At 56.9% G+C, this 25,016-nt stretch carries 27 protein-coding genes; 17 read left to right on the top strand and 10 right to left on the bottom strand.

Going from position 1 to position 25,016, the window contains the following annotated elements; translation table 11 throughout:
* Window positions 1–85 precede the first annotated feature (85 nt).
* Together IQ22_RS04035 and IQ22_RS04030 are read left to right on the top strand one after the other, a co-directional pair.
* Complete coding sequence (locus tag IQ22_RS04035; protein WP_244308911.1) at window positions 86–529, top strand: YqaA family protein; 444 nt, start codon at window positions 86–88, stop codon at window positions 527–529.
* A 659-nt stretch (window positions 530–1,188) separates the two neighbouring features.
* Window positions 1,189–1,779, top strand: a complete 591-nt coding sequence (locus tag IQ22_RS04030) for a 3-keto-disaccharide hydrolase (RefSeq protein WP_145138413.1) — start codon at window positions 1,189–1,191, stop codon at window positions 1,777–1,779.
* Between the two features lie 8 nt (window positions 1,780–1,787).
* Here IQ22_RS04030 and IQ22_RS04025 read toward each other — a convergent pair whose 3' ends face one another.
* The gene (locus IQ22_RS04025) at window positions 1,788–2,369 is read right to left on the bottom strand and encodes a cupin domain-containing protein (protein WP_145138410.1); all 582 of its coding nucleotides are present in this window, start codon (window positions 2,367–2,369) and stop codon (window positions 1,788–1,790) included.
* 169 nt (window positions 2,370–2,538) lie between these two features.
* On the opposite strand from IQ22_RS04025, the gene IQ22_RS04020 reads away from it, so the two are divergent.
* Window positions 2,539–3,726 (top strand): OmpP1/FadL family transporter, encoded by a 1,188-nt coding sequence (locus IQ22_RS04020; RefSeq protein WP_145138407.1) that lies wholly within the window; start codon window positions 2,539–2,541, stop codon window positions 3,724–3,726.
* On the opposite strand, the gene IQ22_RS04015 is transcribed toward IQ22_RS04020, so the two are convergent.
* Window positions 3,727–4,461 (bottom strand): alpha/beta fold hydrolase, encoded by a 735-nt coding sequence (locus IQ22_RS04015; RefSeq protein WP_145138403.1) that lies wholly within the window; start codon window positions 4,459–4,461, stop codon window positions 3,727–3,729.
* 260 nt (window positions 4,462–4,721) lie between these two features.
* Here IQ22_RS04015 and xpt point away from each other — a divergent pair, with 260 nt between their 5' ends.
* The 3 genes from xpt to IQ22_RS04000 all read left to right on the top strand — a co-directional run bounded on the left by xpt (window position 4,722) and on the right by IQ22_RS04000 (window position 7,131).
* Window positions 4,722–5,297 (top strand): xanthine phosphoribosyltransferase, encoded by a 576-nt coding sequence (gene xpt, locus IQ22_RS04010; RefSeq protein ID WP_145138400.1) that lies wholly within the window; start codon window positions 4,722–4,724, stop codon window positions 5,295–5,297.
* Between the two features lie 243 nt (window positions 5,298–5,540).
* Entirely contained in the window at window positions 5,541–6,551 is a 1,011-nt protein-coding gene (locus tag IQ22_RS04005; protein WP_145138397.1) for an SDR family oxidoreductase, read from the top strand.
* Between the two features lie 181 nt (window positions 6,552–6,732).
* Entirely contained in the window at window positions 6,733–7,131 is a 399-nt protein-coding gene (locus IQ22_RS04000) for a YkgJ family cysteine cluster protein (protein WP_145138395.1), read from the top strand.
* 111 nt (window positions 7,132–7,242) lie between these two features.
* Here the strand turns inward: IQ22_RS04000 and rpmG are convergent, their stop codons facing one another.
* Window positions 7,243–7,398 (bottom strand): 50S ribosomal protein L33, encoded by a 156-nt coding sequence (gene rpmG, locus IQ22_RS03995; protein WP_010796459.1) that lies wholly within the window; start codon window positions 7,396–7,398, stop codon window positions 7,243–7,245.
* Window positions 7,399–7,409: 11 nt separating this feature from the next.
* Window positions 7,410–7,646, bottom strand: coding sequence for a 50S ribosomal protein L28 (gene rpmB / locus IQ22_RS03990; RefSeq protein ID WP_145138392.1), 237 nt, complete (start codon window positions 7,644–7,646; stop codon window positions 7,410–7,412).
* 349 nt (window positions 7,647–7,995) lie between these two features.
* Between rpmB and IQ22_RS03985 the strand changes: the two genes are divergently transcribed.
* Window positions 7,996–9,573 (top strand): ABC transporter substrate-binding protein, encoded by a 1,578-nt coding sequence (locus IQ22_RS03985; RefSeq protein WP_145138390.1) that lies wholly within the window; start codon window positions 7,996–7,998, stop codon window positions 9,571–9,573.
* 63 nt (window positions 9,574–9,636) lie between these two features.
* Here IQ22_RS03985 and radC read toward each other — a convergent pair whose 3' ends face one another.
* Window positions 9,637–10,311: a RadC family protein gene (gene radC, locus IQ22_RS03980; RefSeq protein ID WP_145138387.1), complete on the bottom strand. Its 675-nt coding sequence runs from the start codon at window positions 10,309–10,311 to the stop codon at window positions 9,637–9,639.
* A gap of 175 nt (window positions 10,312–10,486) precedes the next feature.
* Between radC and coaBC the strand changes: the two genes are divergently transcribed.
* The 4 genes from coaBC (at window position 10,487) to argB (ending at window position 15,800) form a co-directional block, all read left to right on the top strand.
* Window positions 10,487–11,704 (top strand): bifunctional phosphopantothenoylcysteine decarboxylase/phosphopantothenate--cysteine ligase CoaBC, encoded by a 1,218-nt coding sequence (coaBC, locus tag IQ22_RS03975; RefSeq protein ID WP_145138384.1) that lies wholly within the window; start codon window positions 10,487–10,489, stop codon window positions 11,702–11,704.
* On the top strand, window positions 11,697–12,152 hold the full coding sequence (dut, locus tag IQ22_RS03970) for a dUTP diphosphatase (protein WP_145138381.1): 456 nt from the start codon (window positions 11,697–11,699) through the stop codon (window positions 12,150–12,152). Before coaBC ends, dut begins: the two co-directional genes overlap by 8 nt.
* Window positions 12,153–13,433: 1,281 nt before the next feature.
* On the top strand, window positions 13,434–14,828 hold the full coding sequence (algC, locus tag IQ22_RS24025) for a phosphomannomutase/phosphoglucomutase (RefSeq protein WP_208733603.1): 1,395 nt from the start codon (window positions 13,434–13,436) through the stop codon (window positions 14,826–14,828).
* A 69-nt stretch (window positions 14,829–14,897) separates the two neighbouring features.
* Window positions 14,898–15,800 (top strand): acetylglutamate kinase, encoded by a 903-nt coding sequence (gene argB, locus IQ22_RS03960; protein WP_145138375.1) that lies wholly within the window; start codon window positions 14,898–14,900, stop codon window positions 15,798–15,800.
* 30 nt (window positions 15,801–15,830) lie between these two features.
* On the opposite strand, the gene IQ22_RS03955 is transcribed toward argB, so the two are convergent.
* Entirely contained in the window at window positions 15,831–16,424 is a 594-nt protein-coding gene (locus IQ22_RS03955; RefSeq protein WP_145138372.1) for a DUF4124 domain-containing protein, read from the bottom strand.
* Between the two features lie 30 nt (window positions 16,425–16,454).
* Window positions 16,455–17,096 (bottom strand): orotate phosphoribosyltransferase, encoded by a 642-nt coding sequence (pyrE, locus tag IQ22_RS03950; RefSeq protein WP_145138369.1) that lies wholly within the window; start codon window positions 17,094–17,096, stop codon window positions 16,455–16,457.
* An 82-nt stretch (window positions 17,097–17,178) separates the two neighbouring features.
* Here pyrE and IQ22_RS03945 point away from each other — a divergent pair, with 82 nt between their 5' ends.
* Entirely contained in the window at window positions 17,179–17,958 is a 780-nt protein-coding gene (locus IQ22_RS03945; protein WP_145138366.1) for an exodeoxyribonuclease III, read from the top strand.
* Between the two features lie 48 nt (window positions 17,959–18,006).
* Here the strand turns inward: IQ22_RS03945 and IQ22_RS03940 are convergent, their stop codons facing one another.
* Window positions 18,007–18,369: a DUF4870 domain-containing protein gene (locus IQ22_RS03940; protein ID WP_145138363.1), complete on the bottom strand. Its 363-nt coding sequence runs from the start codon at window positions 18,367–18,369 to the stop codon at window positions 18,007–18,009.
* Window positions 18,370–18,383: 14 nt separating this feature from the next.
* Window positions 18,384–19,100, bottom strand: coding sequence for a ribonuclease PH (gene rph, locus IQ22_RS03935; protein WP_145138360.1), 717 nt, complete (start codon window positions 19,098–19,100; stop codon window positions 18,384–18,386).
* A gap of 186 nt (window positions 19,101–19,286) precedes the next feature.
* Between rph and IQ22_RS03930 the strand changes: the two genes are divergently transcribed.
* The 5 genes from IQ22_RS03930 (at window position 19,287) to IQ22_RS03910 (ending at window position 23,780) form a co-directional block, all read left to right on the top strand.
* A complete protein-coding gene (locus IQ22_RS03930) occupies window positions 19,287–20,150 on the top strand; it encodes a YicC/YloC family endoribonuclease (protein WP_145138357.1) in 864 nt (287 codons plus the stop codon).
* A gap of 9 nt (window positions 20,151–20,159) precedes the next feature.
* Window positions 20,160–20,789, top strand: a complete 630-nt coding sequence (gmk, locus tag IQ22_RS03925) for a guanylate kinase (protein WP_145138354.1) — start codon at window positions 20,160–20,162, stop codon at window positions 20,787–20,789.
* An 85-nt stretch (window positions 20,790–20,874) separates the two neighbouring features.
* Window positions 20,875–21,147: a DNA-directed RNA polymerase subunit omega gene (gene rpoZ / locus IQ22_RS03920; RefSeq protein WP_145138351.1), complete on the top strand. Its 273-nt coding sequence runs from the start codon at window positions 20,875–20,877 to the stop codon at window positions 21,145–21,147.
* Between the two features lie 51 nt (window positions 21,148–21,198).
* Complete coding sequence (gene spoT, locus IQ22_RS03915; protein ID WP_145138349.1) at window positions 21,199–23,313, top strand: bifunctional GTP diphosphokinase/guanosine-3',5'-bis pyrophosphate 3'-pyrophosphohydrolase; 2,115 nt, start codon at window positions 21,199–21,201, stop codon at window positions 23,311–23,313.
* An 86-nt stretch (window positions 23,314–23,399) separates the two neighbouring features.
* Window positions 23,400–23,780 (top strand): RidA family protein, encoded by a 381-nt coding sequence (locus IQ22_RS03910; RefSeq protein WP_145138346.1) that lies wholly within the window; start codon window positions 23,400–23,402, stop codon window positions 23,778–23,780.
* Between the two features lie 149 nt (window positions 23,781–23,929).
* On the opposite strand, the gene IQ22_RS03905 is transcribed toward IQ22_RS03910, so the two are convergent.
* Window positions 23,930–24,805, bottom strand: a complete 876-nt coding sequence (locus IQ22_RS03905) for an SDR family oxidoreductase (RefSeq protein ID WP_145138343.1) — start codon at window positions 24,803–24,805, stop codon at window positions 23,930–23,932.
* Window positions 24,806–25,016: the final 211 nt, after the last annotated feature.

Here is a 25,016-nt window from a genome sequence, read left to right as displayed (position 1 = left end):
TTTCTTGAAAGAAAAGCGCTCTAATAAACAACTCAATTTTTTCGCTCTTTGCCCTATTTCCATGGCTAAAGCTCTTTAAGGAGGCATGCGGGTGGAAGCGTTTGCAGCTTATGGGGGCCTGTTTTTAGTCTCACTCCTGGCTGCCACATTATTGCCTGCCCAATCAGAAGCCGCCTTGGCTGTGTTGCTGCTTAATGGCAGCTATTCAACAGGCGGGCTGCTGATTGCGGCTATTACTGGTAATACGCTGGGCTCGATGGTGAATTGGGGGTTAGGCCGCTCAATTGAGCACTATCGTACGCGGCGCTGGTTTCCCGTTTCGGCCCGTCAACTGGAGCGGGCACAGCGTGGTTACCAGCGTTATGGGCGTTGGTCATTGTTGTTGAGCTGGGTGCCTATCATTGGCGATCCGCTAACAATGATCGCCGGTATCATGCGTGAGCCACTGCCGGTCTTTCTTCTACTGGTAGGGTTAGCCAAAGCAGGCCGTTATCTGGTGGTTACTGCCGTAACACTTAACTGGGCCTAAAGCTTTATTCGCCTTGTAAGAAATCTCTATATATACAAAGACCCTTTTGCGAAGCGCTATCGCAGCTTCAATTGAATCAATAGAGATAACCACAAGGTGGCAGGAACCTAGCGCAGATTACTCTTGTGGATAAACAGAAAAGCAGAGGTAATGTGGATAACGTATAAAGTGTTTATGTTCTCTCAATGATATCCACAGCAGCAGAGTATTCCTCTAGAAAAGCTGCTTCCAGGGATTTATCCACAAGAGAGTGTCCTTGTATAACTTTTGAGAAAGCAGCCAATAGCCGTTTGTATAGTTATACACAAGGAGCAAAATATGAAACTGAGATTTAATAGTTATGCACAGCTATTTTAATTAAGAGAGACTAGGCGAGAGAGGCTGTGAATATATTAAATCTGTATAGAGCAGTATTTTGTAAAGGTGCCTCGATTAAGAGTTCGCTCATTTCTGCCTAACCTGCCTTTACCTGTAGAGGCATTATGTCATCACTAAATCCTGGCCTGTACTTCTGCGCTATATGCTGGAGAAGCCAACAAGCAACTACCTGAGTCATACAGGCGGTATAAACGGTTGTGAACTGCGATGATCAGCGGTTTGGAGCGGAAGCGGGGAAGGGCGGTCAAAATAAGCCTGTCTGTTCTAGAAAGGAGAGGGCCATGCTGTATCCACTCGATGCCGATCAATGGCGTGCCTACCGTGGTGAAACCTTTCCTGCCGATAGTTGGAACAGGATGGGTGACATGTTGTGCACCAACCCCCAGGCCCCTCGCGTAGACCTCATCTCACGGGAGGCCTACCGCAATTTTGTCTTCCGCTTTGAATTCAGCCTGGCGGCTGGCGGTAATGGCGGTGTGCTGTTTCAGGTGAGCGAGGAGTGGCCGGAATCGTGGCAGAGCGGCCCGGAGTTGCAGCTGCTGGATAATGCTAGGCACCCGGATGGTGAAAATCCCCTTACAACCCATGGTGCGTTGTATGCGCTACAGGCACCTACTGCTGCAACGCCCATCGAGCCAGAGCGTTTTATGTCCGGGCGCCTAGTTGTTCAGGGTACAGCTGTCGAACACTGGTTGAACGATCGCTGTGTTCTGGCGTATGACCTCAAGAATACCGCTCTGCGCCAAGCGATCAGCCAGAGCAAGTTCAAGGAAAATCCAGACTTTGGTCTTGCTCCTCAGGGGCATCTGGTCCTGCAACACCATGGTGATGAAATACGTTTTCGCTACATGACTATCGAAGTGTTCGACTGACCTTATGCCTAGCGCCACGCCTGAAGCAGAACTCCCGACCACCCGGTAACAGGGTCGGCCGCAGGCAGCGCCACCCGCCGGATGCGCTCGACCGAGGCATCATGCGTCTCGGGGCGCGCGCGCTGGGTATCATAATCTTCCTGGCCAAGCGGATAAGCGCCTACTACCAGGAAGTTCTCGCTTTGTTCGATCTGGCAGTGGCCTGTCCCGGCAGGCAGGATCAGCACATCGCCCGCCTCGACAGCTATTTCCTGACCGGCTTCACCGCCCAGTATCAGTCGAGCATGCCCCGACGCTACGCCCAGCGCTTCATGCGCTGTGGAGTGGTAATGGTGATAGTCAAATACGCCGTCGCGCCATTGGGGAGGCCAGTCGTGTGCTGCAAACAGGCTTTCAAAGGCTGCAGCCTTGTCCTTACCATCGAGCGGTACGTTTCGGTAGACGAGCACGGGAAGAGGGCTGTTGGGAATACGGCCATCGTCTGTAAAAAATAGCCGGTCGGGTTTTGCGGATACGGGCCAGGCGGAAACGGCTGGAGCCAGACTTAGGGCAAAGCGTACGGCAGCGTAGGTCGAGCGTTTCGTAGGCATCACAATTCTCCAGGTGAACTAAATGTTCGAAGAGGAGCCGTGCTGGAAGTTTCAGCGCTTGGCTGAACGTCTACGGCTGCAAAGTATCTGAGAGTCGTTTGATCGCGATGCTGACAAAGGCCGTGTCGGTCCTTCATATGAGCAGCGAAGTGCACAATACGAGGGCTCCATGCGCCATCTTTTTTCTCCTGAACGCTCTTCCTTTTCTATCTGGCATGTTCTGGGCATAAGCGCTGCCATGCTGGGTGCGGGCCAGACTTTAGCCAACAACGGTGTGCAACTGCCGGGCTACGGGGCACAAGCTCAAGGTATGGGTGGTGTTTCGATTGCCTTGCCGCAGGATGCCGTCGCCTCGGCTAACAACCCTGCCGGTATGGCGCTTGTCGGCAACCGTGTCGATTTTGACCTGACGGTTCTGCGCGGCCCTGTCGATACGACCGTTGGCTCCAGGCATTATTCCGATACCGCCGTGATCCTGGTACCCACCGGCGGCTTTAGTCGGGTCATCAACGATGACTTCAGTTGGGGTGTCTCAGTTTTTGGCAATGGGGTCGGGCTGGACTATGGCGAGCCTGTTTTCGGCACTAAAAATCTTCGCTCCGATTTCGTTCAGCTCATCGTGGCGCCTACCTTGACCTATCAGTTCAGACCCGGCCATTACTTAGGCATTTCGCCGCGGCTGGCGATCGAGCGGCTGGATATTGCCGGGCTTGAAGGCTTCGGTTATCCCTATCACGGCGCCGATTACGCCTATGGGGCGGGTTTTGCCCTTGGTTATATCGGTGAAGTGGCGAAGGGCGTTCGCCTTGGCCTGACCTACGCGAGTCCCATCCGCTTTGAAAAAATGGACGACTACGCCCAGATACTGCCTGAAGGGCGTATCAACGCACCTCAACAGGCCGGGATCGGCCTTAGCTATAAGCCCGTTCCGCAGCTGACCCTGGCGGCGGATTACCTGTGGATCGACTGGTCAAGCGAGAGGGCTTACGGTAATCGCCTTACCGAAGGGGGAGCGCCCGGCAGCAGTCGCGCGCCCGGTTTTGGCTGGCGCGATCAGCATGTCTTTCGCGCTGGCGTGGCCTATGACTGGAGCGAGCGTTGGACCGTGCGAGGCGGGGTTTCTTTTGCCAGCACGCTCATCCCAGATAGCGAATCCAGTTATGCAACCCTGGCGCCGTTAATGGAATATGACCATTACAGCCTGGGTGCGACCTACCGTTTCAATAATGGATTCGAGCTGACCGGCAGCTATACGCTTGTCCCGCGTGGCACTGTGCATGGCAAAGGGGCGAGTGCCGGAGTCAGTACCAGCGCCCGCGCGGACTATCTCAATCTGGGCATTAGTTATCGCTATTGATCAATCGTGCGTGCCGGTAAACCAGTCCCTAAGCAGGGCGGTCATGCGCTCCGGCAACTCCAGCGGGGGCAGATGACCGCACGTAGGCAGGATTTCCAGCCGTGAACCAGCAATGCCCCGGTGCATGGCCTGCGCCTCGGCAACCGGCGTGAGCTTATCGTCAGCGCCTACAACAATCAGGGTGGGTACGTGGATATCCGCCAGGGTTGGGCGCGAATCAGTACGATTGATGATGGCCTGTTGCTGGCGCAAAAACGCTTCGCGGCCGACCCGCTTGCCCATGGCGAGTACTTCATTGGCCGCAGGCGTTCCGATCCGGCTCGCATGAATCAGGTTTGGCAACAGTTGTGGGCTAATACCCAGGAAACGGCCTCGCTCCGCCAGCGCCCGCAGGCCAATCCGTTGTTGCCTGCGTTCGGGTGTGTCCAGGCTTGCCATGGTATCGACCAGGGCCAGGCGTAGGACCCGCTCCGGGGCTTGCCGCATGATTTCGAACGAGACATAACCGCCCATGGAAAGGCCAGCCAAGGCAAAGCGGGGAGGGGCTTCAGCCAGAAGCCGCCGTGCCATTGCCCTGATGGAGTCATCCTGCGTAATGTCAGCGATCTGAACCGAGGCGATGTCCGCCAGTGCTTCCGCCTGGGCTTTCCACAAGGCAGCGTCGCACAGCAGGCCCGGGATCAGCAGCAGCGGAATATGCCCGTCAGGGCTGTTCAAGGGGGAGGGGGTCGTCATGCGTTTTACCTGGAGGCTGAGAGGCAGCGTTCTATACGGCCTGTGTTGCTTATGCAAGCTCTAGAGGCTATAGCAGCCTCTGGCCCATAGCCGTCCAGCGGTAAAACCTGACCTGACGTAAAGTTTTTTACTCTTGCGATGTCGGTATTGCCCAAGATGCGGCAAAATTTGTCCTTTTTATCGAGCCAACCGTCTGCTGTGCCTGTAAAAGGCGCGGCCCGGATAGCTTATATGCTCTGATTCTCCCTAAGGAGCCCTATGTGGACAGCCTCAAGCAGAAAATCCAGGCCGCAGGCCAAGTACTCTCCGATCAGGTCTTGAAGGTTGATGCCTTTCTGAATCACCAGATTGATCCTCAGCTGATGAGCGAAATCGGCGATGAGTTCGCGTCGCGTTTTGCCGATGCTGGCGTTACCAAGATCGTTACGATCGAAGCCTCGGGGATCGCACCGGCCATAATGGCGGGGTTGAAGATGGGAGTACCGGTGATTTTTGCGCGTAAGCACCAGTCGCTGACCCTGACGGATAACCTGCTGACTTCAACGGTGTATTCCTTTACCAAGCGTGTCGAAAGCACAATCGCCATCTCCACCACGCATCTCTCTGCCCAGGATCACGTCCTGATTATTGATGACTTCCTGGCCAATGGTAAGGCGGCCCAGGCCTTGATTTCGATTATCAAGCAGGCCGGTGCAAGTATTGCTGGGTTGGGAATCGTGATTGAAAAGTCGTTCCAGGCCGGTCGGCAGGAGTTGGAATCACAGGGATATCGGGTGGAATCCTTGGCCCGTGTGCAGTCTCTGGAAGGTGGCCAGGTCACGTTCCTGGATGACTGAGCGCCACCCGCGCCTGCAGTAGGTAGGTGCCATCACGTAGCTGCCTACCGGCGACGGTTCTTCAGGTTATATAAAAGCGCTATTTTTAGCCTGTAACGTCGCCGATACGCCTTGATCTATCGACCATCTGTCATTGTTCTGGAACCTCTCGTCCTAACGGTCTTTCTACTGTAGCGAATGTTCGAAAGCCCACTGCAACTTCTGTTGCCTGGGTTATCTATTCCCTTACAAAAGGAGGTCACGATGAACATCAGGCTCAAGCCGCTCCATGAACAAGTGATCGTTATTACCGGTGCGTCCAGTGGAATCGGCCTTGCTACAGCCAAGCTGGCTGCCGAGCAGGGTGCTCGTTTGGTATTGGCGGCCCGTAATGAAGAGGCGTTGCAGGACATCCAGCGTAACCTGGATGCCGGAGGCACTGTTGTCACGGTGGTGGCCGATGTGGGTCAGCAGGAAAATGTCCAGAAGATTGCCGACAAGGCAATGGAGGCGTTTGGCGGATTCGATACGTGGATCAATAATGCCGCCACGTCAGTGTGGGGTAAGTTCGAAGAGGTAACCGACGAAGACAATCGTCGTCTGTTCGAAACCAATTTCTGGGGAACGGTCTACGGCTCGAAGCTGGCGGCTGCGCACTTACGCCAGCGTGGCGGTGCCATTATCAATGTGGGTAGCGCCGAGTCGGCCGCCCCGATTCCGTTTCATGCCATGTACTCCGCCAGCAAGCACGCCATCAAGGCTGTAACTGATGTGCTGCGCGTCGAGCTGCATAAAGACAACGCTCCCGTTTCGGTGACCTTGGTTCGCCCCGCCTCGACCGACACGCTCTTTAATGATCATGCCAAGAACTACCTACCCAGTGCCCCCATGTTTCCGCCGCCAGTCTATACGCCTGAGGCTGTGGCCGAGGCCATTCTGCATGCAGCAGTCCATCCCCAGCGGGATGTCTACATTGGCGCGGCCAAAAGCATGACTAAAATGGCGCAGAGTTTCCCGCGGGTGTACGACTGGGTGAGTGAGAAATTCCTGTCGAAACAGATCCTGAGCGGCCGGCCTGATGGTAACCGGCAAGGGGAAATGTACTCGGCCGACCATAATCCGGGCTCCTATGGCCGTATCAGTGGTTCCACGCCGGGTCCCAAGTTGCACCATAGCCTTTATACCAAAGCGACCCAGCACCCTGTGACGAGCACAGCGCTGGCCGTTGTGGGTGGGCTTGCTGTCAGAGCGCTGCTGAAGTCGCGCCGCCATTAAGAAAGGTAACTGATGCAAGCAGGAACGCCTGTCGCGCAACAAGCAGCGCAGGGTTTCTATGTAAGCATTCTATCGGACTGGCTGTAAGGCGACGGATCGCCTGCCCGAGTCGACCATCAGGCAAGCAATAACGCGCCGGGCCCGCTATTATCCGCGCCCCATTTCCTGTATCCGCCTGAAAATGAAAAAGCCACAGCTCGTTGCCGCTGCCGAGATTGATCGTCTCGATACCTGGGCCAAGTATTACAAGGGGCTATGTAGCGGCTGTGTAGCAACCTGCTGCACGATGCCTGCCGAGGTCCGTATCAAGGATCTTATCCGCATCGGTGTTGTTGATGAGTTCGAGGCCGGCGAGCCGCCCAAGAACATTGCCAAGCGACTAAAGAAAGAAGGCATCATCGAGCACTTCAATCAAAAGAGCGGCTTGTTTACGTTGACTCGGCTGGCCAATAACGACTGCTTATACCTGGACCGTAAGAGCCGTCTGTGCTCGATCTACGATAAACGCCCGGATACCTGCCGCAATCATCCACAAGTCGGCCCACGACCCGGCTACTGTGCTTACCAGCCCAAGAACTAGGGCTTCTGGTAACAGCTAACTGCTTTTAGTAGCGGTAAAACAAAAACCCAGCGCAAGGCTGGGTTTTTTTGTGCCGTGATTCCGCCGAAGCGGTCACAAGGAGCGGATCAATTACTTGATCTTGGCTTCCTTGTACATCACGTGCTTACGCACGACCGGATCGAACTTTTTGATTTCGATCTTTTCGGGCTTGGTGCGCTTGTTCTTGTCGGTGGTGTAGAAGTGACCGGTACCGGCACTGGACACCAAACGGATCAATTCACGCATGATGCAACTCCTTAGAATTTTTCGCCGCGAGCGCGAAGCTCGGACAGTACGGTATCAATACCGCGCTTGTCGATGATGCGCATGCCCTTGGCAGAAATCCGCAGACGTACAAAACGCTTCTCGGACTCAACCCAGAAACGATGGTAGTGCAGGTTCGGCAGGAAACGACGACGGGTTTTGTTGTTTGCGTGGGAAACGTTGTTTCCCGTAACCGGACCCTTACCGGTTACTTGACAGACTCTCGACATGCCTCAGCCCTCATAAACCACATGCCAAACCCGGCATGGGTTGGCCGCTTGAATCGCTTGAAAATTCAGTTTAGTCGGGGCTTTGTCGGCTTTTCTGCAAGACTCGCAGAGCCATACCCCGAAAAAAGAGCGCTGTTTTATACCAGAAGAGCATCGCCGTATCAAGGAGCGGCTTAGTCATAACGACCAAGTGAGACCCTGTAAATACTGCGCTGGAGCTATGCTCCCACAGAGAAGCGTACCATTCGTCGTGATTTTGCATTGTGATGAGCTGCCCAGTGGTCTAGCTTAGACCTTTGGGCGCCATGAGCTCCATGGACGGCCATCTACTCTACAGAAGGAGTTCCCGATGCGCTTTGCTGCTTTGCCACTTCTTTTTGCGCCGCTGTTGGCGCAGGCCGCTACCCTGAGCGTCTGCACCGAAGCCAGCCCGGATGGGTTTGACGTGGTCCAGTATAACGCGTTGACCACGACCAATGCGTCAGCGGATGTACTTATGAACCGCCTGGTGGAGTTCGATCCGACGCGCGGTGAGCTGGTTCCGAGTCTGGCCGAGCGCTGGGAGGTCTCTTCGGACGGCCTTACTTACACGTTTACGCTGCGGCCCGATGTGAAATTTCATCAAACGGAGTACTTCAAGCCCAGCCGCTCGTTGAATGCCGATGACGTAGTGTTCAGCTTCGAACGGATGCTTGATCCCAGGCATCCCTGGCATAGCGTAGCGCGCAGCGGCTATCCCCACGCTCAATCCATGCAGTGGCCGGACCTGATCAAGTCAGTGGAAAAGGTTAACGGCAATCAGGTGAGAATTACCTTGAATCGCCGCGATGCCACGTTCCTGCCCACCTTGAGCATGGGCTTTGCCTCGATCTATTCGGCTGAGTACGCCGATCAGTTGCTCAAGGCCGGCAAGACCGAGCAGCTCAACAGCAAGCCTATCGGTACAGGGCCTTTCGTATTCAAGCGTTTTCAGAAGGACGCGGTGGTTCGTTATGACGCCAATGCCAACTATTTTGCTGGCAAGCCCAACGTGGATGGCTTGATCTATGCCATTACGCCGGATGCGGCAGTACGCCTGCAGCGGCTCAAGCGCGGCGAGTGTCAGATTGCTCTGTCGCCCAAGCCACAGGATGTTACTGATGCTCAACAGGACGATACGTTGAAGGTTGTACAGACCCCTGCGTTCATGACCGCTTTCGTCGGGATCAATACAGAGCATCCGCCGCTGGATAACACGAAGGTACGGCAGGCCATCAATATGGCCTTTGATAAAAAGAATTATGTGAAAGCCGTGTTTGAAAACAGCGCCGTACCGGCTGATGGCGTCTATCCACCCACTACCTGGGGGTATGCCAAAGACATCGCGGCGTATCCATACGACCCGGAAAAAGCCAAGGCATTGTTGGCGGAAGCAGGTTTTAAAGACGGTTTTAGTACCACGATCTGGACCCGTCCGAGCGGCAGCCTGTTGAATCCCAACCCAAGCCTGGGCGCTCAAATGCTGCAGGCGGATCTAGCAAAGATTGGCGTCAAGGCTGACGTTCGGGTTATCGAGTGGGGCGAGCTGATTCGTCGTGCCAAGGCCGGCGAGCATGATCTGCTGTTCATGGGCTGGGCAGGTGATAATGGCGATCCGGATAATTACCTGACGCCGCAGTTTGCCTGTGCTTCGGTCAAGTCCGGTCTTAACTTTGCGCGTTTCTGCGATGAGACACTGGATGCTGCCATCCGGGACGGCAAGGCTGTGGCTGATCAGGCGGCGCGTATCAAGCACTACCACACTGCCCAGCAGATCATTCATGACCAGGCTTTGTGGTTGCCTCTGGCGCACCCCACTGTCTCGGTCCTTACTCGTCAAGGCGTCGAGGGGTATCAGGCCAATCCCTTTGGCCGACAGGACTTCTCGAAAGTCAGCGTTAACCGGTAAGCCATCCAAGGGTGAAGCGTCGCCAAGCGCTACGCTTAGGCGCTTCACCACACGGCCAGGAGCTTATAACCACCCGTATTCCGCCATGGATAGCGGCTCGCCTTCACCTACGATGAAATGGTCGAGCACGCGTACATCGATCAGTGCAAGCGCCTCCTTCAGGCGATGCGTAAGTACCCGGTCGGCCTGGCTTGGCTCGGCTATTCCGGAAGGGTGATTGTGTGTAAGGATCAAGGCTGCAGCGTTATGAGCCAAGGCACGCTTGACCACCTGACGCGGATAAACGCTGGCACCATCGATGGTGCCGTGAAACAAGGCCTCAAAGGCAAGGACTCGATGTTTGGAGTCCAAGAACAGGCATCCGAAGATCTCATGGGGTTCATGGCGCAGGTGTGCTTTGAGATAGTCTTTAACGGCTTGTGGGTTCTCCAGGGCAGAGTCGCGCCGTAAACGCTCCGCCAGATGCCGGCGGCCCATTTCCAACACGGCTTGCAGCTGGGTGAACTTGGCCGGCCCAAGGCCGAGGTGCTGGCTGAAAGACGTAAGATCCGCCTCCAGTAAGGTGCGCAAGCTGCCAAATTCTTGCAGGAGGTGACGGGCCAGATCCACTGCGCTCTTACCGGCAACGCCGGTACGCAGGAAAATGGCCAGCAGCTCGGCATCGGTCAGGGCGGCGGCCCCTTGATCCAGTAACTTCTCACGGGGCCGCTCCTGGGCGGGCCAATCACGAATACTCATGAACACTCCTTGTCGAGGCTACCCGCTGTTCCTGTGCAGGTGCTGTGCTATCTTAGCCGCACTTTTTGCCTGGCGAGCGGCCGATCAGTTACCGTTCGCACAGACGCGATCTCCGTCATAAAAAAGCCCTGTCACCGGCCTTGTGGCTGGTCAGGCTCAACATAAGGCAGGCTCAATGCAACGGCTTCATCGTAAACGCATCGTGCTTGGCGTCGGCGGCGGAATCGCCGCATACAAGAGCGCCGAGCTGGTGCGACGCTTGCGTACCTGTGGTGCGGAAGTCCGGGTTGTCATGACCCAGGGCGGTCGCGAATTCATTACGCCTCTCACCCTCCAGGCGCTATCCGGCCATCCGGTACACCTCGACCTGCTGGATCCTGCGGCCGAGGCGGCCATGGGACATATTGAATTGGCCCGCTGGGCCGATCTGGTGCTCATTGCCCCGGCGACAGCTGATCTGATGGCTCGCTTGGCCCAAGGCGTCGCGGACGATCTTCTGACTACGCTTGTGCTGGCCACTGACGCCCCCGTAGCGCTGGCGCCGGCTATGAATCAAGCCATGTGGCGCGACCCGGCGACTCAGGCCAATACCGAGCTGTTGCGTGGCCGCGGCCTGAAGATTTTTGGCCCGGCATCGGGCAGCCAGGCCTGCGGTGATGTAGGCATGGGACGCATGCTGGAACCAGATGATCTGGCCCAGCGGGCAGCGGAGTGCTTTGAGTGGCACAGCCTGACCGGGCAGCACGTCCTGATCACAGCGGGGCCAACTCAAGAAAACATCGACCCGGTGCGCTACATCACTAACCATAGCTCCGGCAAGATGGGCTTTGCCCTGGCCGAAGCCGCCGTCGAAGCGGGCGCGCGCGTTACGCTGGTAACTGGCCCGGTACACCTGCCAACACCGGATCGCGTATCCCGTGTCGATGTGGTCAGTGCCCGTGACATGCTGGTGGCCTGCGAGGCTGCTATGCCGTGCGATATCCTCATCGCTTCGGCCGCAGTGGCGGATTACCGTCCGGAAGTAATTGCCCCGCAAAAGCTCAAGAAAGATCCTGCCAGCGGAGAAGGGCTGTTGCTGCAGATGGTCCGCAACCCGGACATCCTGGCTACACTGGCTCACCGACCTGATCGTCCGTTCAGCGTAGGGTTCGCGGCAGAAACCGAGCACTTGCTCGATTATGCCTCCCGCAAGCTGATGGACAAAAACCTCGACCTCATCGTTGCTAACGATGTCGCCAACCCGGCCATTGGCTTCAACAGTGAAGACAATGCCGTCAGTGTTATCGACCGCACGTTGCAGGAAACCCGTTTCGCCCAGACCAGCAAGGGCAAGATTGCCCGTCAGCTGATCGCTTTTATTGCCGACCGACTCAAGCACACAACTCATGCATAGCCTTCAAGCCAAAATTCTCGATCCTCGCCTTGGTACCGATTTTCCGCTGCCAACCTACGCTACGTCCGGCTCTGCTGGTCTTGACCTGCGTGCCATGCTCAAGGAAGACGTCACGCTCGAACCCGGCCAGACTGTTTTGATTCCTACCGGCCTGTCCATTTATATCGCTGATCCAGGGCTCGCCGCACTGGTCTTGCCGCGTTCGGGGCTGGGCCATAAACATGGCATTGTCCTGGGTAATCTGGTCGGCCTGATCGATTCGGATTATCAGGGTGAGCTGATGGTGTCCTGCTGGAACCGTGGGCAGACTGCTTTCACTATTACGGTAGGTGAGCGCATTGCCCAGCTTATGCTTGTTCCCGTGGTACAAGCTCATTTCGAACTGGTCGACGAATTCGAAGAAACCCAACGCGGCTCGGGCGGGTTTGGCCACTCCGGAACCCGCTAGACAGTCTGCTGGCCTGGCGATTGCATAGAGGCAGCGCCGGGCCATACACCGCCGCTCCAGGCGTTCCTGGCTACCTGCAAGCAGATTATGAACACGCGCTAAGCTTTCAGGGATCGATGTCGAGGAGCCGTAATGAAACGCGCCAAACGTACCGCCCAGGCTGCCCGGCCTGCCCAAACCGTCCCTGTATCGCTATTACCCAGCCTGGCGCTGGCCCTGATAGTCGCCTTCCTCGCTCTGGCCCTGCTATGGCTCTTGGTATTCGTTCCGCTCAGGGAGGATATCCATGCACATCAGCGACAGGCCTGGGGGCAAGCACAGGCCGCTATGGTGAGCCAGGCCGTGCGCCAGCTGGATGCCCGCGCACAGGCAACGGCCGCAGAGCCGATGGTGATCCAGGCGCTGGGCCAGTCTAATGAAGAGCTACGGCTTTCGGCTGAGCAGATTCTCAAGCACGGTGGCTTGGTCGATGCGCATCTGGTACGCGCCAGTACCAACCAGCCTGACGAAAATCGTCCAGGCCCTCTCAATTTCGCTGCGCTTGATCTGCTCCGGCGGGCCGAATTGGGCCAGCCAGCGCCCCCTGAAGCCTATCGCATTGACCAAAAATGGCTGGTGTATGTCGCGGCTCCGGTCCGAGCGGTTAAAGAAGGCCCTGTGCTAGGCAACGTCCTGCTGGTGCAGGATCTGCAACCGCTAACAAGCGGACTGATGGCTGCCCCAGCCGAAGCCGGGCATTGGCAGTTGGTGCAGCGCTTCAGCCAGGCCGCACCTCAGCGCCTTGCAGAAGGCGGTCAGGCCGGTGAGGGGGCGGCTCAGGGTTTTCCTACCATCAATCCGCTTTGGACAGTACAACTGGCACCGGTCGAGACGGCACTTACTGACCTGCCTCTTTTGCCGTGGCTAGTGGCACTCATAATGAGTCTGGCGGGGTCTTTCCTAGGCTTGCGCCTCTACCAGCACCGTTTCAAACGTATACTTCGTGACGACGTACGCAGTCTCATCGTGTTTAGCCAGGAACTTGTTAAGGGTCTTGTGGCCCAACGGCCTGCTTTAAGGATTCCAGAATTGGAACCTCTGGCACAGGCACTGGTCGAGCCGCAGTCGAAACCGGCCGAAACTGATCTTTCGGTCACGGAGCCCGTTGAGGCAACCGTTACGACGTTGGCCAGGCAAGGCAACGGCCCGTACGCGGAACCGATGTTTCAAAGCAGTGACGACATACTCGATATCGATATCCTCGACGAAGACCAGGATCTCCTGGGATTGGAGAAACCCCTAATGAGCACCACCGTTCAAGCCCCGACTTTAAACACCAGCATCTTCCGCGCCTACGACATCCGTGGTGTGGTGGGTGACTCCCTGACTGCCGAAACCGCCTACTGGATCGGGCGCGCCATTGGCTCCGAGAGCCTGGCCCGTAACGAGCCCAACGTGGCTGTCGGCCGTGACGGTCGTCTGTCTGGTCCCGAACTGGTCGAGCAATTGATCAAGGGTATCGCTGACACAGGCGCGAACGTCAGCGACATCGGCATGGTGCCCACGCCTGTGCTGTATTACGCGGCCAATGTCTTGGCTGGCAAATCCGGTGTAATGCTGACCGGTAGCCATAACCCGCCAGATTACAACGGCTTCAAAATCGTTATCGCTGGCGAAACCCTGGCCAATGAAAGCATCCAGGGTCTGCGCGAGCGCATCGAGACCGGTAACGTAGCCTCGGGCCAGGGTACTATCGAAAAGGTAGACGTACTGGATCGCTATTTCGAGCAGATCCGTAGCGACATCGCCCTGGCGAAAAAAATGAAGGTCGTGGTCGACTGCGGCAATGGTGTAGCAGGTGTTATCGCGCCCAAGCTGATCGAGGCCCTGGGCTGCACCGTGATTCCGTTGTTCTGTGATGTTGACGGCAACTTCCCGAACCACCATCCGGATCCGGGCAAGCCTGAGAATCTGGAAGACCTGATCGCCAAGGTCAAGGAGACCGGCGCTGATCTGGGCCTGGCCTTTGATGGCGACGGCGACCGCGTGGGTGTCGTTACCAACGAAGGTAATATCATCTATCCCGACCAGTTGCTGATGCTGTTTGCCAAGGATGTGGTTTCTCGCAATCCGGGCGCCGATATCATCTTTGACGTCAAGTGCACCCGCCGCCTGAACAACCTGATCGCCGGTTACGGCGGCCGTCCCATCATGTGGAAGACCGGCCACTCCTTGATCAAGAAAAAGATGAAGGAAACCGGCGCTCTGCTGGCAGGCGAAATGAGCGGTCACGTGTTCTTCAAGGAACGCTGGTTCGGGTTTGATGACGGCATCTATAGCGCCGTACGCCTGCTTGAGATCCTGAGCCAGGAAAAGGGTACTGCCCAGGCAGTATTCGATACCTTCCCGGTCGATATCTCCACGCCGGAAATCAATATTCAGGTGACCGAAGAGAGCAAGTTCGGCATCATCGACGCCCTGCAGCGCGATGCCCAGTGGGGCGATGCGCAGGTCACGACCCTGGACGGCGTACGCGTTGATTATCACGCGGGCTGGGGCCTGGTACGGGCCTCCAATACCACACCGGTGTTGGTGCTGCGCTTCGAAGGGGAAACGGTCGAGGAACTGGAGCGCATCAAGGATGTGTTCCGCAAGCAACTACTGGCCGTCAAACCTGATCTGAACCTGCCGTTCTAATCATCCGGAACAGCATGATAAAGGGCGCTCAGGCGCCCTTTATTCATTGACCGAATCAAGGAGTACGCCATGACCCTGAGCCGTGAAGATGCGTCCCATGTCGCCGAGGTATTATCCGAGGCGCTACCTTATATCCGCCGTTTCGTCGGCAAGACACTGGTCATCAAGTACGGCGGCAACGCCATGGAAAGTGATGAGCTAAAAGCCGGCTTTGCCCGTGACATCGTGCTGATGAAGGCCGTGGGCATCAACCCGGTCGTAGTGCATGGGGGCGGCCCGCAGATTGGCGACCTGCTCAAGCGGCTCAGCATCGAGAGCAACTTTATCGATGGTATGCGCGTTACCGACAGCCAGACCATGGATGTGGTGGAAATGGTACTGGGCGGTCAGGTTAACAAGGACATCGTCAACCTGATCAACCGCCACGGCGGCCGTGCCATTGGCCTGACCGGTAAAGATGCGAACCTGATCCGGGCGACCAAGCTCACCGTAACCCGCCAGACGCCTGAAATGACCAAGCCGGAAATCATCGATATCGGTCAGGTCGGCGAGGTCAGCGGTGTGAATACCGAGCTGTTGAATATGCTGGTATCGGGTGATTTCATTCCTGTTATCGCACCGATTGGAGTGGGCGCGGAGGGTGAGTCCTATAACATCAATGCTGATCTTGTCGCAGGTAAGGTGGCTGAGGCTTTAAAAGCTGAAAAGTTGATGTTGCTCACAAATATTGCTGGTCTGATGGACAAACAAGGTCAGGTTTTGACCGGATTGACCACTGAGCAGGTCAACGCGCTAATCGCAGACGGCACTATTTATGGCGGTATGCTGCCCAAGATCCGTTGTGCCCTGGAAGCGGTACAAGGCGGCGTACAAAGCGCTCATATTATTGATGGCCGCGTACCTAATGCCGTTTTGCTGGAGATCTTCACCGACATCGGCGTCGGTACTTTGATCAGCAACTGCAAGCGGTAGTAATAAAAAACGGGGCTAAAGCCCCGTTTTTTATTTCCCCAATAGCTGGACGAGCCGTTCACGGTCGGCCTGGTAGCTAGCCTCGGTTTCTTGCCGCTCCTTCGCATACCGTTCCAGCTCGCTATTCAAACGGCTTTCTTCGGCACGAAGTGCATCGATGCGCTGGAGCAGATCGTCGGGTACGGTGCGTCCGGCCCGCTGATGCTCAGCGGCTTGCGCCATGAGCGTAGCGCGTTGCTGGTCCAAGGACTGCAAGTTGCTGCGCTTGATCGCTGCGAGACCGTCAAGCTCGCTGAGCTTGCGTTGCCTGGCGCGGTCCACATCGGCCACGCTGCTGTAGAGCCTGAGCAGTTTGGCATCGGCCTGGGCCTGCAGCCGGGCTGCAGCGCGTCGGTGAAGCTCCTCGGCAGGTGGGGCAGGGGGCACGATTTTAATCACGCGACCCTGCTCACTGAGAATATCGTAGCCTTTCCCGGCATACTCCGGCGGCACGCCCTGGCGGTCAATGACCGTCACGCCGTTGCGGTCCACATACCGGTACAGCTGGATAGCAGCAGGCTCTGCTGCCAAGGTTGCTCCTGCCAGCATGATCAGTGCGCTGCTCAGCGCAACCTTTACTCCCATTCCTGCCACCTTGTCGCTCGATGCGTCAGTTCAAATGCCGTAATTGGCGCGATAGGCCTCGACGGCAGGCAAATGGCGCTTCAGCTCGCTATCTTCTGCGAGATACTCCAATACCTGGTCCAGCGCGACGATACTGACAACCGGCATCCCGAAATCACGCTCGACTTCCTGGATGGCCGATAATTCGCCTTTACCGCGTTCCTGACGATTCAATGCAATCAGCACGCCAGCGGGTGTAGCGCCCTGCGTTTGAATAATCTGCATCACTTCCCGAATGGCGGTCCCGGCAGTGATCACGTCATCAATAATCAGCACCCGGCCCGTCAAGGGCGCACCTACCAGCGTACCGCCCTCACCATGGTCCTTGGCTTCCTTACGGTTGAAGCACCATGGCAAGTCGCGGTCGTGCTCTTCTGCCAATGCAACGGCAGTAGCTGCTGCCAAGGGGATACCCTTGTAGGCAGGGCCGAACAAAACGTCAAAATTCAGAGCGGAATCTGTGACCGCAGCGGCGTAGAAGCGTCCTAGCTGGGCCAGAGCGTTGCCGCTGTTGAAGAGACCTGCGTTGAAAAAATACGGACTGACACGTCCGGATTTTAGAGTGAATTCACCGAAGCGCAGAACTCCGCGCTCGATAGCGAAACGAATGAAATTGCGTTGATACGCCTGCATTGCAATAGTCCCGGGCGGCATGAATTTAGCTAAACCGTTTGAGCTCGGGTATCATACATCCACGAATTTTTGGGGGCCATTTATGCGGATCATCAGTATGAACGTGAATGGTATTCAGGGTGCCGTTGAGCGAGGTCTGCTCAACTGGCTACAAGCCCAGAATGCCGACGTGATCTGCTTGCAGGACACCCGCGCCTCCGCCTTCGATCTGGAAGACCCGTCCTATCAGCTGGATGGCTACTTCCTCTATGCCTGTGACGCCGAGGTACCCAGCCAGGGCGGTGTCGCGTTGTATAGCAGACTTCAACCAAAAGCCGTTATCAGCGGCCTGGGCTTTGAGTCGGCAGATCGTTACGGACGCTACCTGCAAGCTGACTTTGACAAGGTGAGCATCGCCACGCTGCTTCTCCCTTCCGGGATGGGCGGTGATGAGGAACTGAACCATAAGTTCAAGTTCATGGACGATTTCACCAGCTATCTGAACAAGCAGCGCCGCAAGCGCCGCGAGTATATTTATTGCGGCTCGCTCTATGTCGCACATCAGAAGATCGACGTGAAAAACTGGCGCGAGTGCCAGCAGATGCCGGGCTTCCTGGCGCCGGAGCGCGCCTGGTTGGACGAGGTCATCGGCAACATGGGGTATGTGGATGCCCTGCGCGAGATCAGCCGTGACGGTGATCAGTTCAGCTGGTGGCCGGACAGTGAACAGGCCGAGCATCTGAACCTGGGCTGGCGCTTCGACTATCAGATTCTGACGCCGGGGCTGCGCCGTTTCGTGCGCTCGGCGCGTCTGCCGCGTCAACCACGCTTCTCCCAGCATGCGCCGTTGATGATCGATTACGATTGGACACTGAGCATCTGATGGGCATTAAAAAACCGGCATTAAGCCGGTTTTTTAATGCCTGTTGGCCTAACTGATTGGCCGCCAGCAGAAGGGGTAGCGATACGGCCGCCCCTGGTTGGCCTTGAGGCCGGCGATGATCGTCAGCACGAATGCCCAGACACCGACCAGGACCATGAGCGGAAAACCGATCAGAACCCAGGCCAATATCCAGCAAATTACCGTCGCAACGGTAATGGTGATCTGAAAGTTCAGCGCTTCCTTGCCTTGATCTTCGATAAAAGGGTCGGACTCACGCTTGAATTGCCAGACCACCAGAGGCCCGATGACGTTACCGATCATCGGGGCTACAAACCACAGGAACGCGGAGTAATGGCAAAGCATTGCCCAACGACGTGCGTCTGGACCGGGGATTTCCTGTAGTTCGTTCATCGCAGCCTCGTAGGTCAGTCAGCCAATGCGGCTTTTTGCAGTTCGAACAGATCGCGGATGCCTTTCTGGGCCAGGGCCAGCATCTCATTGAATTCCTCGGGCTGGAAGGGCGCGCCTTCTGCGGTGCCCTGGACTTCAATAAAGCCACCGGCGTCGGTCATGATGACGTTCAGGTCCGTTTCGGCCGTCGAGTCTTCCAGGTAATCTAGATCAAGTACCGGCGTGTTCTGGTAAATGCCCACGGACACCGCAGCGACCATTTGTTTCAACGGATTGCCTTTGAGCCCGCGCTTTTTCAGCACGGCCAGAGCATCTACCAAGGCAACGTAAGCACCAGTCACGGACGCTGTACGCGTACCACCATCGGCCTGGATCACGTCGCAGTCGATATAGAGGGTATTCTCGCCCAGCTTGGTGAGGTCCACCGCCGCCCGCAGTGAACGGCCGATAAGTCGCTGGATTTCCAGGGTACGGCCGCCCTGCTTGCCGCGAGAGGCTTCACGCTGGGTGCGGTCGCCTGTAGCGCGAGGCAGCATGCCGTATTCGGCGGTCAGCCAGCCTTGGCCTTTACCTTTGAGGAAGCGCGGCACGCCGGCTTCGACGCTAACCGTACAGATCACCTTGGTGTCACCGAACTCCACCAGTACCGAACCTTCGGCATGCTTGGTGTAGTGACGGGTGATGCGGATCTCGCGTAACTGATCGGCAGCGCGGCCACTGGGACGATTCATTTAGAAATACCTGTTGCGAAAGAAAACTGGTCGTCATTATAGGCGCCATACGAGATCATGCGACATCGCCGCGTTGGGCCAGACGTCCGGCTGCGGTAGACTTATCCCTTTTGCGGGTCGTTCCGCAGGTGGATCCGTTCCGGAACCCTTGTCGAGCGTGCCGCATTGCTTAAGCGAGGACATTTCATGGTGCATAGCATGACGGCCTTCGCCCGCGTCGAGCGCGCGGGCGTATACGGGACGCTAAGCTGGGAGCTGCGTTCGGTCAATCATCGCTACCTGGAGCCTCACCTGCGTCTGCCTGAGGCATTTCGTGATCTCGAAGGCGGCGTTCGCGAGGCGCTTCGTCAGGGATTGTCCCGCGGCAAGGTGGAGTGCACCTTGCGCTTCAGCGAAGAAAGCGCCACGCCCAGCTTGCAGATCGACGAACAGCGCGCCCGTCAGCTGATCGAAGCGGCCGAACGGCTGGCCGCAATGATTCAGCAGCCGTCGCCGATTGATCCGCTCGCCGTATTGGGGTGGTCCGGTGTTATCGTTTCCCGCAGTGTTGATGCCCAGGCGCTCAATGCCGAAGCGTTGACGCTATTCACGGCGGCGCTGGACGAACTCAAGGCTGGACGTCACCGCGAAGGAGTCGAGCTTGCACGCCTGATCGAAGAGCGTCTCCAGGCTATCCTGGCGGAAGTCGCTGCCTTGCGTGAGCTGGTTCCTGAAATGCTTGCCGCACAGCGGCAAAAGATTCTGGACCGGTTTGCCGAGCTGAGCGTCGAGGTCGACCCGCAACGGCTCGAGCAGGAAATGGTCATGCTGGCCCAGAAAAGTGACGTGGCTGAAGAGCTGGATCGCCTGACCACGCATGTGGGTGAGGTGGCCCGAGTGCTCAAGACGGGCGGCGCGGCAGGTCGTCGTCTGGACTTCCTCATGCAGGAACTCAACCGCGAAGCGAATACGTTAGGCTCCAAAGCCTTCGACCCCCGCTCTACGCAGGCGGCGGTCAATCTGAAAGTCCTCATAGAACAAATGCGCGAACAAGTGCAGAACATCGAATAGGCCCTACCCATGAAAGCCCTTCCTGGCACCCTTTATATCGTTTCGGCGCCCTCGGGTGCAGGCAAGACCAGCCTGGTCAAGGCCCTGCTCGATGCTCTGCCTGAAGTCCGTGTATCCGTCTCGCACACGACCCGAGCCATGCGTCCCGGTGAAATCGACGGGGTTAACTATCATTTCGTCGACGTAGCGGCCTTCCAGGCCTTGCTTGAGCATGGCGACTTTCTTGAGCATGCCGAAGTCTTCGGCAACTATTACGGTACCTCCCAGCGTCAGCTCGAGCAGACACTGGCCGAGGGTCATGACCTGATCCTGGAGATCGACTGGCAAGGCGCCCAGCAGGTCCGTCACAAGATGCCCCATGCCCAGTCTATTTTTATCCTGCCGCCAAGCCAGTCGGCCCTGCGTCAGCGTTTGACCAACCGCGGGCAGGACAGCCACGAGGTAATTGAACGGCGTATGCAGGAAGCCGTCAGTGAGATGAGTCATTACATCGAGTACGATTACCTGATCATCAATGATGATTTCGCTGCAGCGCTGGAAGACCTGAAATCCATCTTCCGCGCACGGCAATTACGCCTGGATCGTCAGCTTCGTCGGCACGACGATCTGCTGGAAGATCTACTGGCCCAGCGGTCATGAGCCAAACGGCACTTCCCTATGGCCGAATGTTTTCTTAGACTACACAGTCCTCCCGCTCCGGGATCATATTGCCACGAGGAACACCATGGCTCGCGTTACCGTTGAAGACTGCCTGGACAACGTCGATAACCGTTTCGAACTGGTCATGCTCGCTACCAAGCGTTCCCGCCAGCTCGCCACCGGCGGCAAAGAGCCCAAAGTACCGTGGGACAACGACAAGCCGACCGTAGTGGCCTTGCGTGAAATCGCCGAAGGTCTGGTTGATTACGAGGTTATTCGTCAGGAAGATATCGTTGAGGAAGAGCCGCTGTTCGCTGCCTTCGAAGACAACAACGAGGCTGACAGCGAGGCGCTGTAATATGCCGGACCGACGAGCCGTCACGTGGGCCGGCAGGAGATGATTTGATCCATGCCAGCCATCGACACGTTTTCTGAACGGCTCGCGTCCTATCTAGGCGCTGACCAGGTCAACCTGGTCCGCCGCGCCTATTATTACGCCGAGCAAGCCCACGATGGGCAACGCCGCCGCAGCGGTGAGCCCTATGTGACGCACCCGCTCGCCGTTGCCAATATTCTCGCCGACATGCACATGGACCATCAAAGCCTGATGGCCGCCATGCTGCACGACGTGATCGAAGATACCGGTATTGCCAAGGAAGCGCTTACTGCGCAATTCGGCGAGACTGTGGCCGAACTGGTTGATGGTGTCAGCAAGCTGACCCAGATGCATTTTGAGACCAAGGCCGAAGCCCAGGCGGAAAACTTCCAGAAGATGGCGATGGCCATGGCGCGCGACATTCGCGTGATCCTGGTCAAACTGGCCGACCGGCTGCACAACATGCGCACGCTTGATGCCATGCCGCCGGAGAAGAGCCGCCGCATCGCCAAGGAAACCTTAGAGATCTATGCACCGATTGCTAACCGACTGGGCATGCACAACATGTATGCCGAGTTTGAGGATCTGGGCTTTCGTGCCATGCACCCCATGCGTGCCGAGCGCATCCGGCGTGCCGTCAAGGCAGCCCGTGGCAACCGCCGCGAGATTGTCAGCAAGATCCAGGAATCGCTCACCAGCTGCCTCCATCGCGAGGAGCTACCGGGTGAAGTGATTGGCCGCGAAAAGCATCTTTACAGTATCTATCAAAAGATGCGCGGCAAGCGTAAGTCGTTCAATGAGATTATGGACGTCTACGCGTTTCGCATTATCGTCGACAAGGTCGACACCTGTTATCGCGTTCTGGGGGCCGTGCACAGCCTCTATAAGCCGATCCCGGGTCGCTTCAAGGATTACATCGCGATTCCCAAGGCCAACGGCTATCAGTCGTTGCATACGACCTTGTTTGGCATGCACGGCGTGCCCATTGAAATCCAGATTCGTACACGCGAAATGGAGGACATGGCCAATAACGGGATCGCAGCGCACTGGTTGTACAAGTCGGGCAACGAGGAGTCCAAGAACTCCCATGCACGAGCGCGCCAGTGGGTAAAAGGCATTCTCGAACTGCAACAGCGTGCTGGCAACTCCCTCGAATTTATCGAGAATGTGAAGATTGACCTGTTTCCCGACGAGGTCTATGTATTTACGCCCAAGGGCAGCATCATGGAGTTGCCCAAAGGGTCTACACCGGTGGACTTTGCCTATGCGGTGCATACTGACATCGGCAACAACTGCATCGCCTGCCGGATCAATCGCCGCCTTGCGCCACTTTCCCAGCCGCTCAACAGTGGCGAAACAGTCGAGATCATTACTGCGCCTGGTACACGGCCCAATCCAGCCTGGCTGAATTTTGTGGTAACCGGCAAGGCACGGACGAATATTCGTCATGCCCTCAAGCAGCAGCGCCGGTCAGAGTCGATCAGTTTGGGCGAGCGCCTGCTGAACAAGGCGCTCTCCAATTTTGATACGCAGCTGTCCAAGATCTCCCTACCGCGGATTCTGCCTGTGCTCGCAGAATATAAGGTCGTAGTGTTGGAGGATCTGCTGGAAGAGATCGGCCTGGGCAATCAGATGGCTTATGTCGTGGCGCGAAGACTGGTCTCAGCCGACGCCGAAGGGGCTGAGCAGAAAGCGCGTACCGAGGGGCCGTTGGCTATTCGCGGGACCGAAGGGCTGGTGCTCAGCTATGCCAAGTGCTGTACACCGATTCCAGGCGACCCGATTGTAGGGCACCTGTCGGCAGGCAAGGGCATGGTCGTTCACCTGGAAACCTGCAAGAACATCGCTGAGATTCGTCAGAACCCGGAAAAGTGCATTCCTTTGACATGGGCAAAAGACGTCGCTGGTGAATTCAACGTGGAACTGCGTGTTCAGCTGGAACATCAGCGTGGCCTGATTGCCCTGCTGGCCACAACCGTGACCTCAGCCGATGCCAACGTCGAGCGGATCAACATGAACGAGCGCGACGGCCGGATCAGTGTGGTCCAGCTGGTTGTGAGCGTACATGATCGTATTCACCTGGCCCGTGTTATCCGCAAGCTACGAACCTTGTCCGGCGTGGCCAGTATCACGCGTGTTCGCAGTTAAAACGTCCTATCCAGTCGGGTCTCCTTTAGACTAAACCTGCCAGGCTATCCTGGTAGGTTTTCATCACTTGGATAAGGAGCGACTCCATGAGCAAGACCGTGATCCATACTGACAAGGCCCCAGCCGCCATCGGTACGTATTCCCAGGCAATCAAGGCAGGCGATACCGTTTACCTGTCCGGACAGATTCCGCTGGATCCCAAGACCATGGAGCTGGTAGACGGCTTCGAGGAGCAGACTGTACAGGTGTTCGAGAACCTCAAGGCCGTGGCTGAAGCGGCGGGTGGCTCGCTGGCAGATATCGTTAAGTTGAATATCTTCCTGACCGACCTGAGCCACTTCGCCAAAGTGAACGAAGTAATGGGGCGTTATTTCCAGCAGCCTTACCCGGCCCGTGCTGCCATTGGCGTGGCGGCGTTGCCCAAAGGTGCCCAGGTAGAAATGGATGGCGTGCTTGTCCTGGCTTAAGCCGGGAGGGAGGTAACCCGGCCCGAAGGGTGGCTCCATGCAAGACACGGTGCCATGCGTGTTCGCTTATTGGTCCCAACGGCTCACTCCGTAGCTATGGGGCGCAATAACCGCAAAGCATCGCGCCGTGTCGGTTCACCGCAACAGAGTTATTTCGCCACGTTGACTGAAGCGCTTTCCAGAAGAGCTGTATATCCTTCCCGATAACTTGGGTATTGTGGTTTCCAGCCTAAAGCTCGGGCACGGGCGTTACGGCAGCGCTTACTGCCTGCCCGACGGACCGTGGCTTCCTCAGCCCAGTGCGTGACGCCCAGGCGTTCACGCAGCCAGGTGACGACTTCATAGAGGGGGGCAGGCTCGTCATCAACCCCGATGTAAATCGGGTCTAACGCTCCGCCTTTATTATCGATGTTTAATAAGCACGCGAGCAGCCCGGCAGCATCGCCTGCATGGATGCGGTTGCCATAGAGCGGCGGTTCGCTGGCGACGCGATAGCCCTGGCGGACCTGATTGAGTAACCACTCCCGGCCTGGCCCGTAGATACCGCTCAGGCGCACCGCTGTGGCAGGAATACCGCTGGCCTGAGCCATCTGCTCGGCCTCCAGCAAGACTCGTCCGGTATAGCCGCTCGGCTCGGTAGCGGATGTTTCGTCAACCCATTCACCGTTCTGCTGCCCATAAACGCCACTGCTGGAAACAAACAAGAGGCGGCGCGGTACTTGGCCATGCTGTTTCAGCCAGCCGAAAGTGTGTCGCAGACCCTCTACATAGGCCGCTCGATACCCTGTCTCGTCATGGGTAGTTGCGGCTGCAGTGTACACCACGTAATCCAATGGCTCGCGAGGCCAATCAGCCGGTGCAAGCGCTGCGTTCAAGTCCCCAGCAACCGGTTGGATCCCTGCGGGTAGACGCTCAACTGTGCGCCGAAGGCCATGAACCTGCCAGCCTGCAGCGTGCAGCTGCAAACCCAGGCGGCTGCCTACATCACCACAGCCGATGATCATTACGCGGGGAACAGCTGACATAGGCGCAATCTCTGCAATAAAGTACCAATGAAAGAGTTAGCTTGACGGTTCAAGGCCTTGGTCTCAACCCTGAGCGCTAAGAACGACTCAAAAAAGCGCACAGCCGCCTTGCTGGGAAGGTTATAGTATTTATCAATTGGTCATTGACTGACCAAACCTTCGAACGAACCGGAACGGCTGGCCTACCTAACGCATCGCTTTTCGGAATTGC

Origin of the sequence: Pseudomonas duriflava (assembly GCF_007830155.1) — a bacterium.
GTDB lineage: Bacteria > Pseudomonadota > Gammaproteobacteria > Pseudomonadales > Pseudomonadaceae > Chryseomonas > Chryseomonas duriflava.
This window is presented reverse-complemented; position numbering and strand designations above follow the sequence as displayed.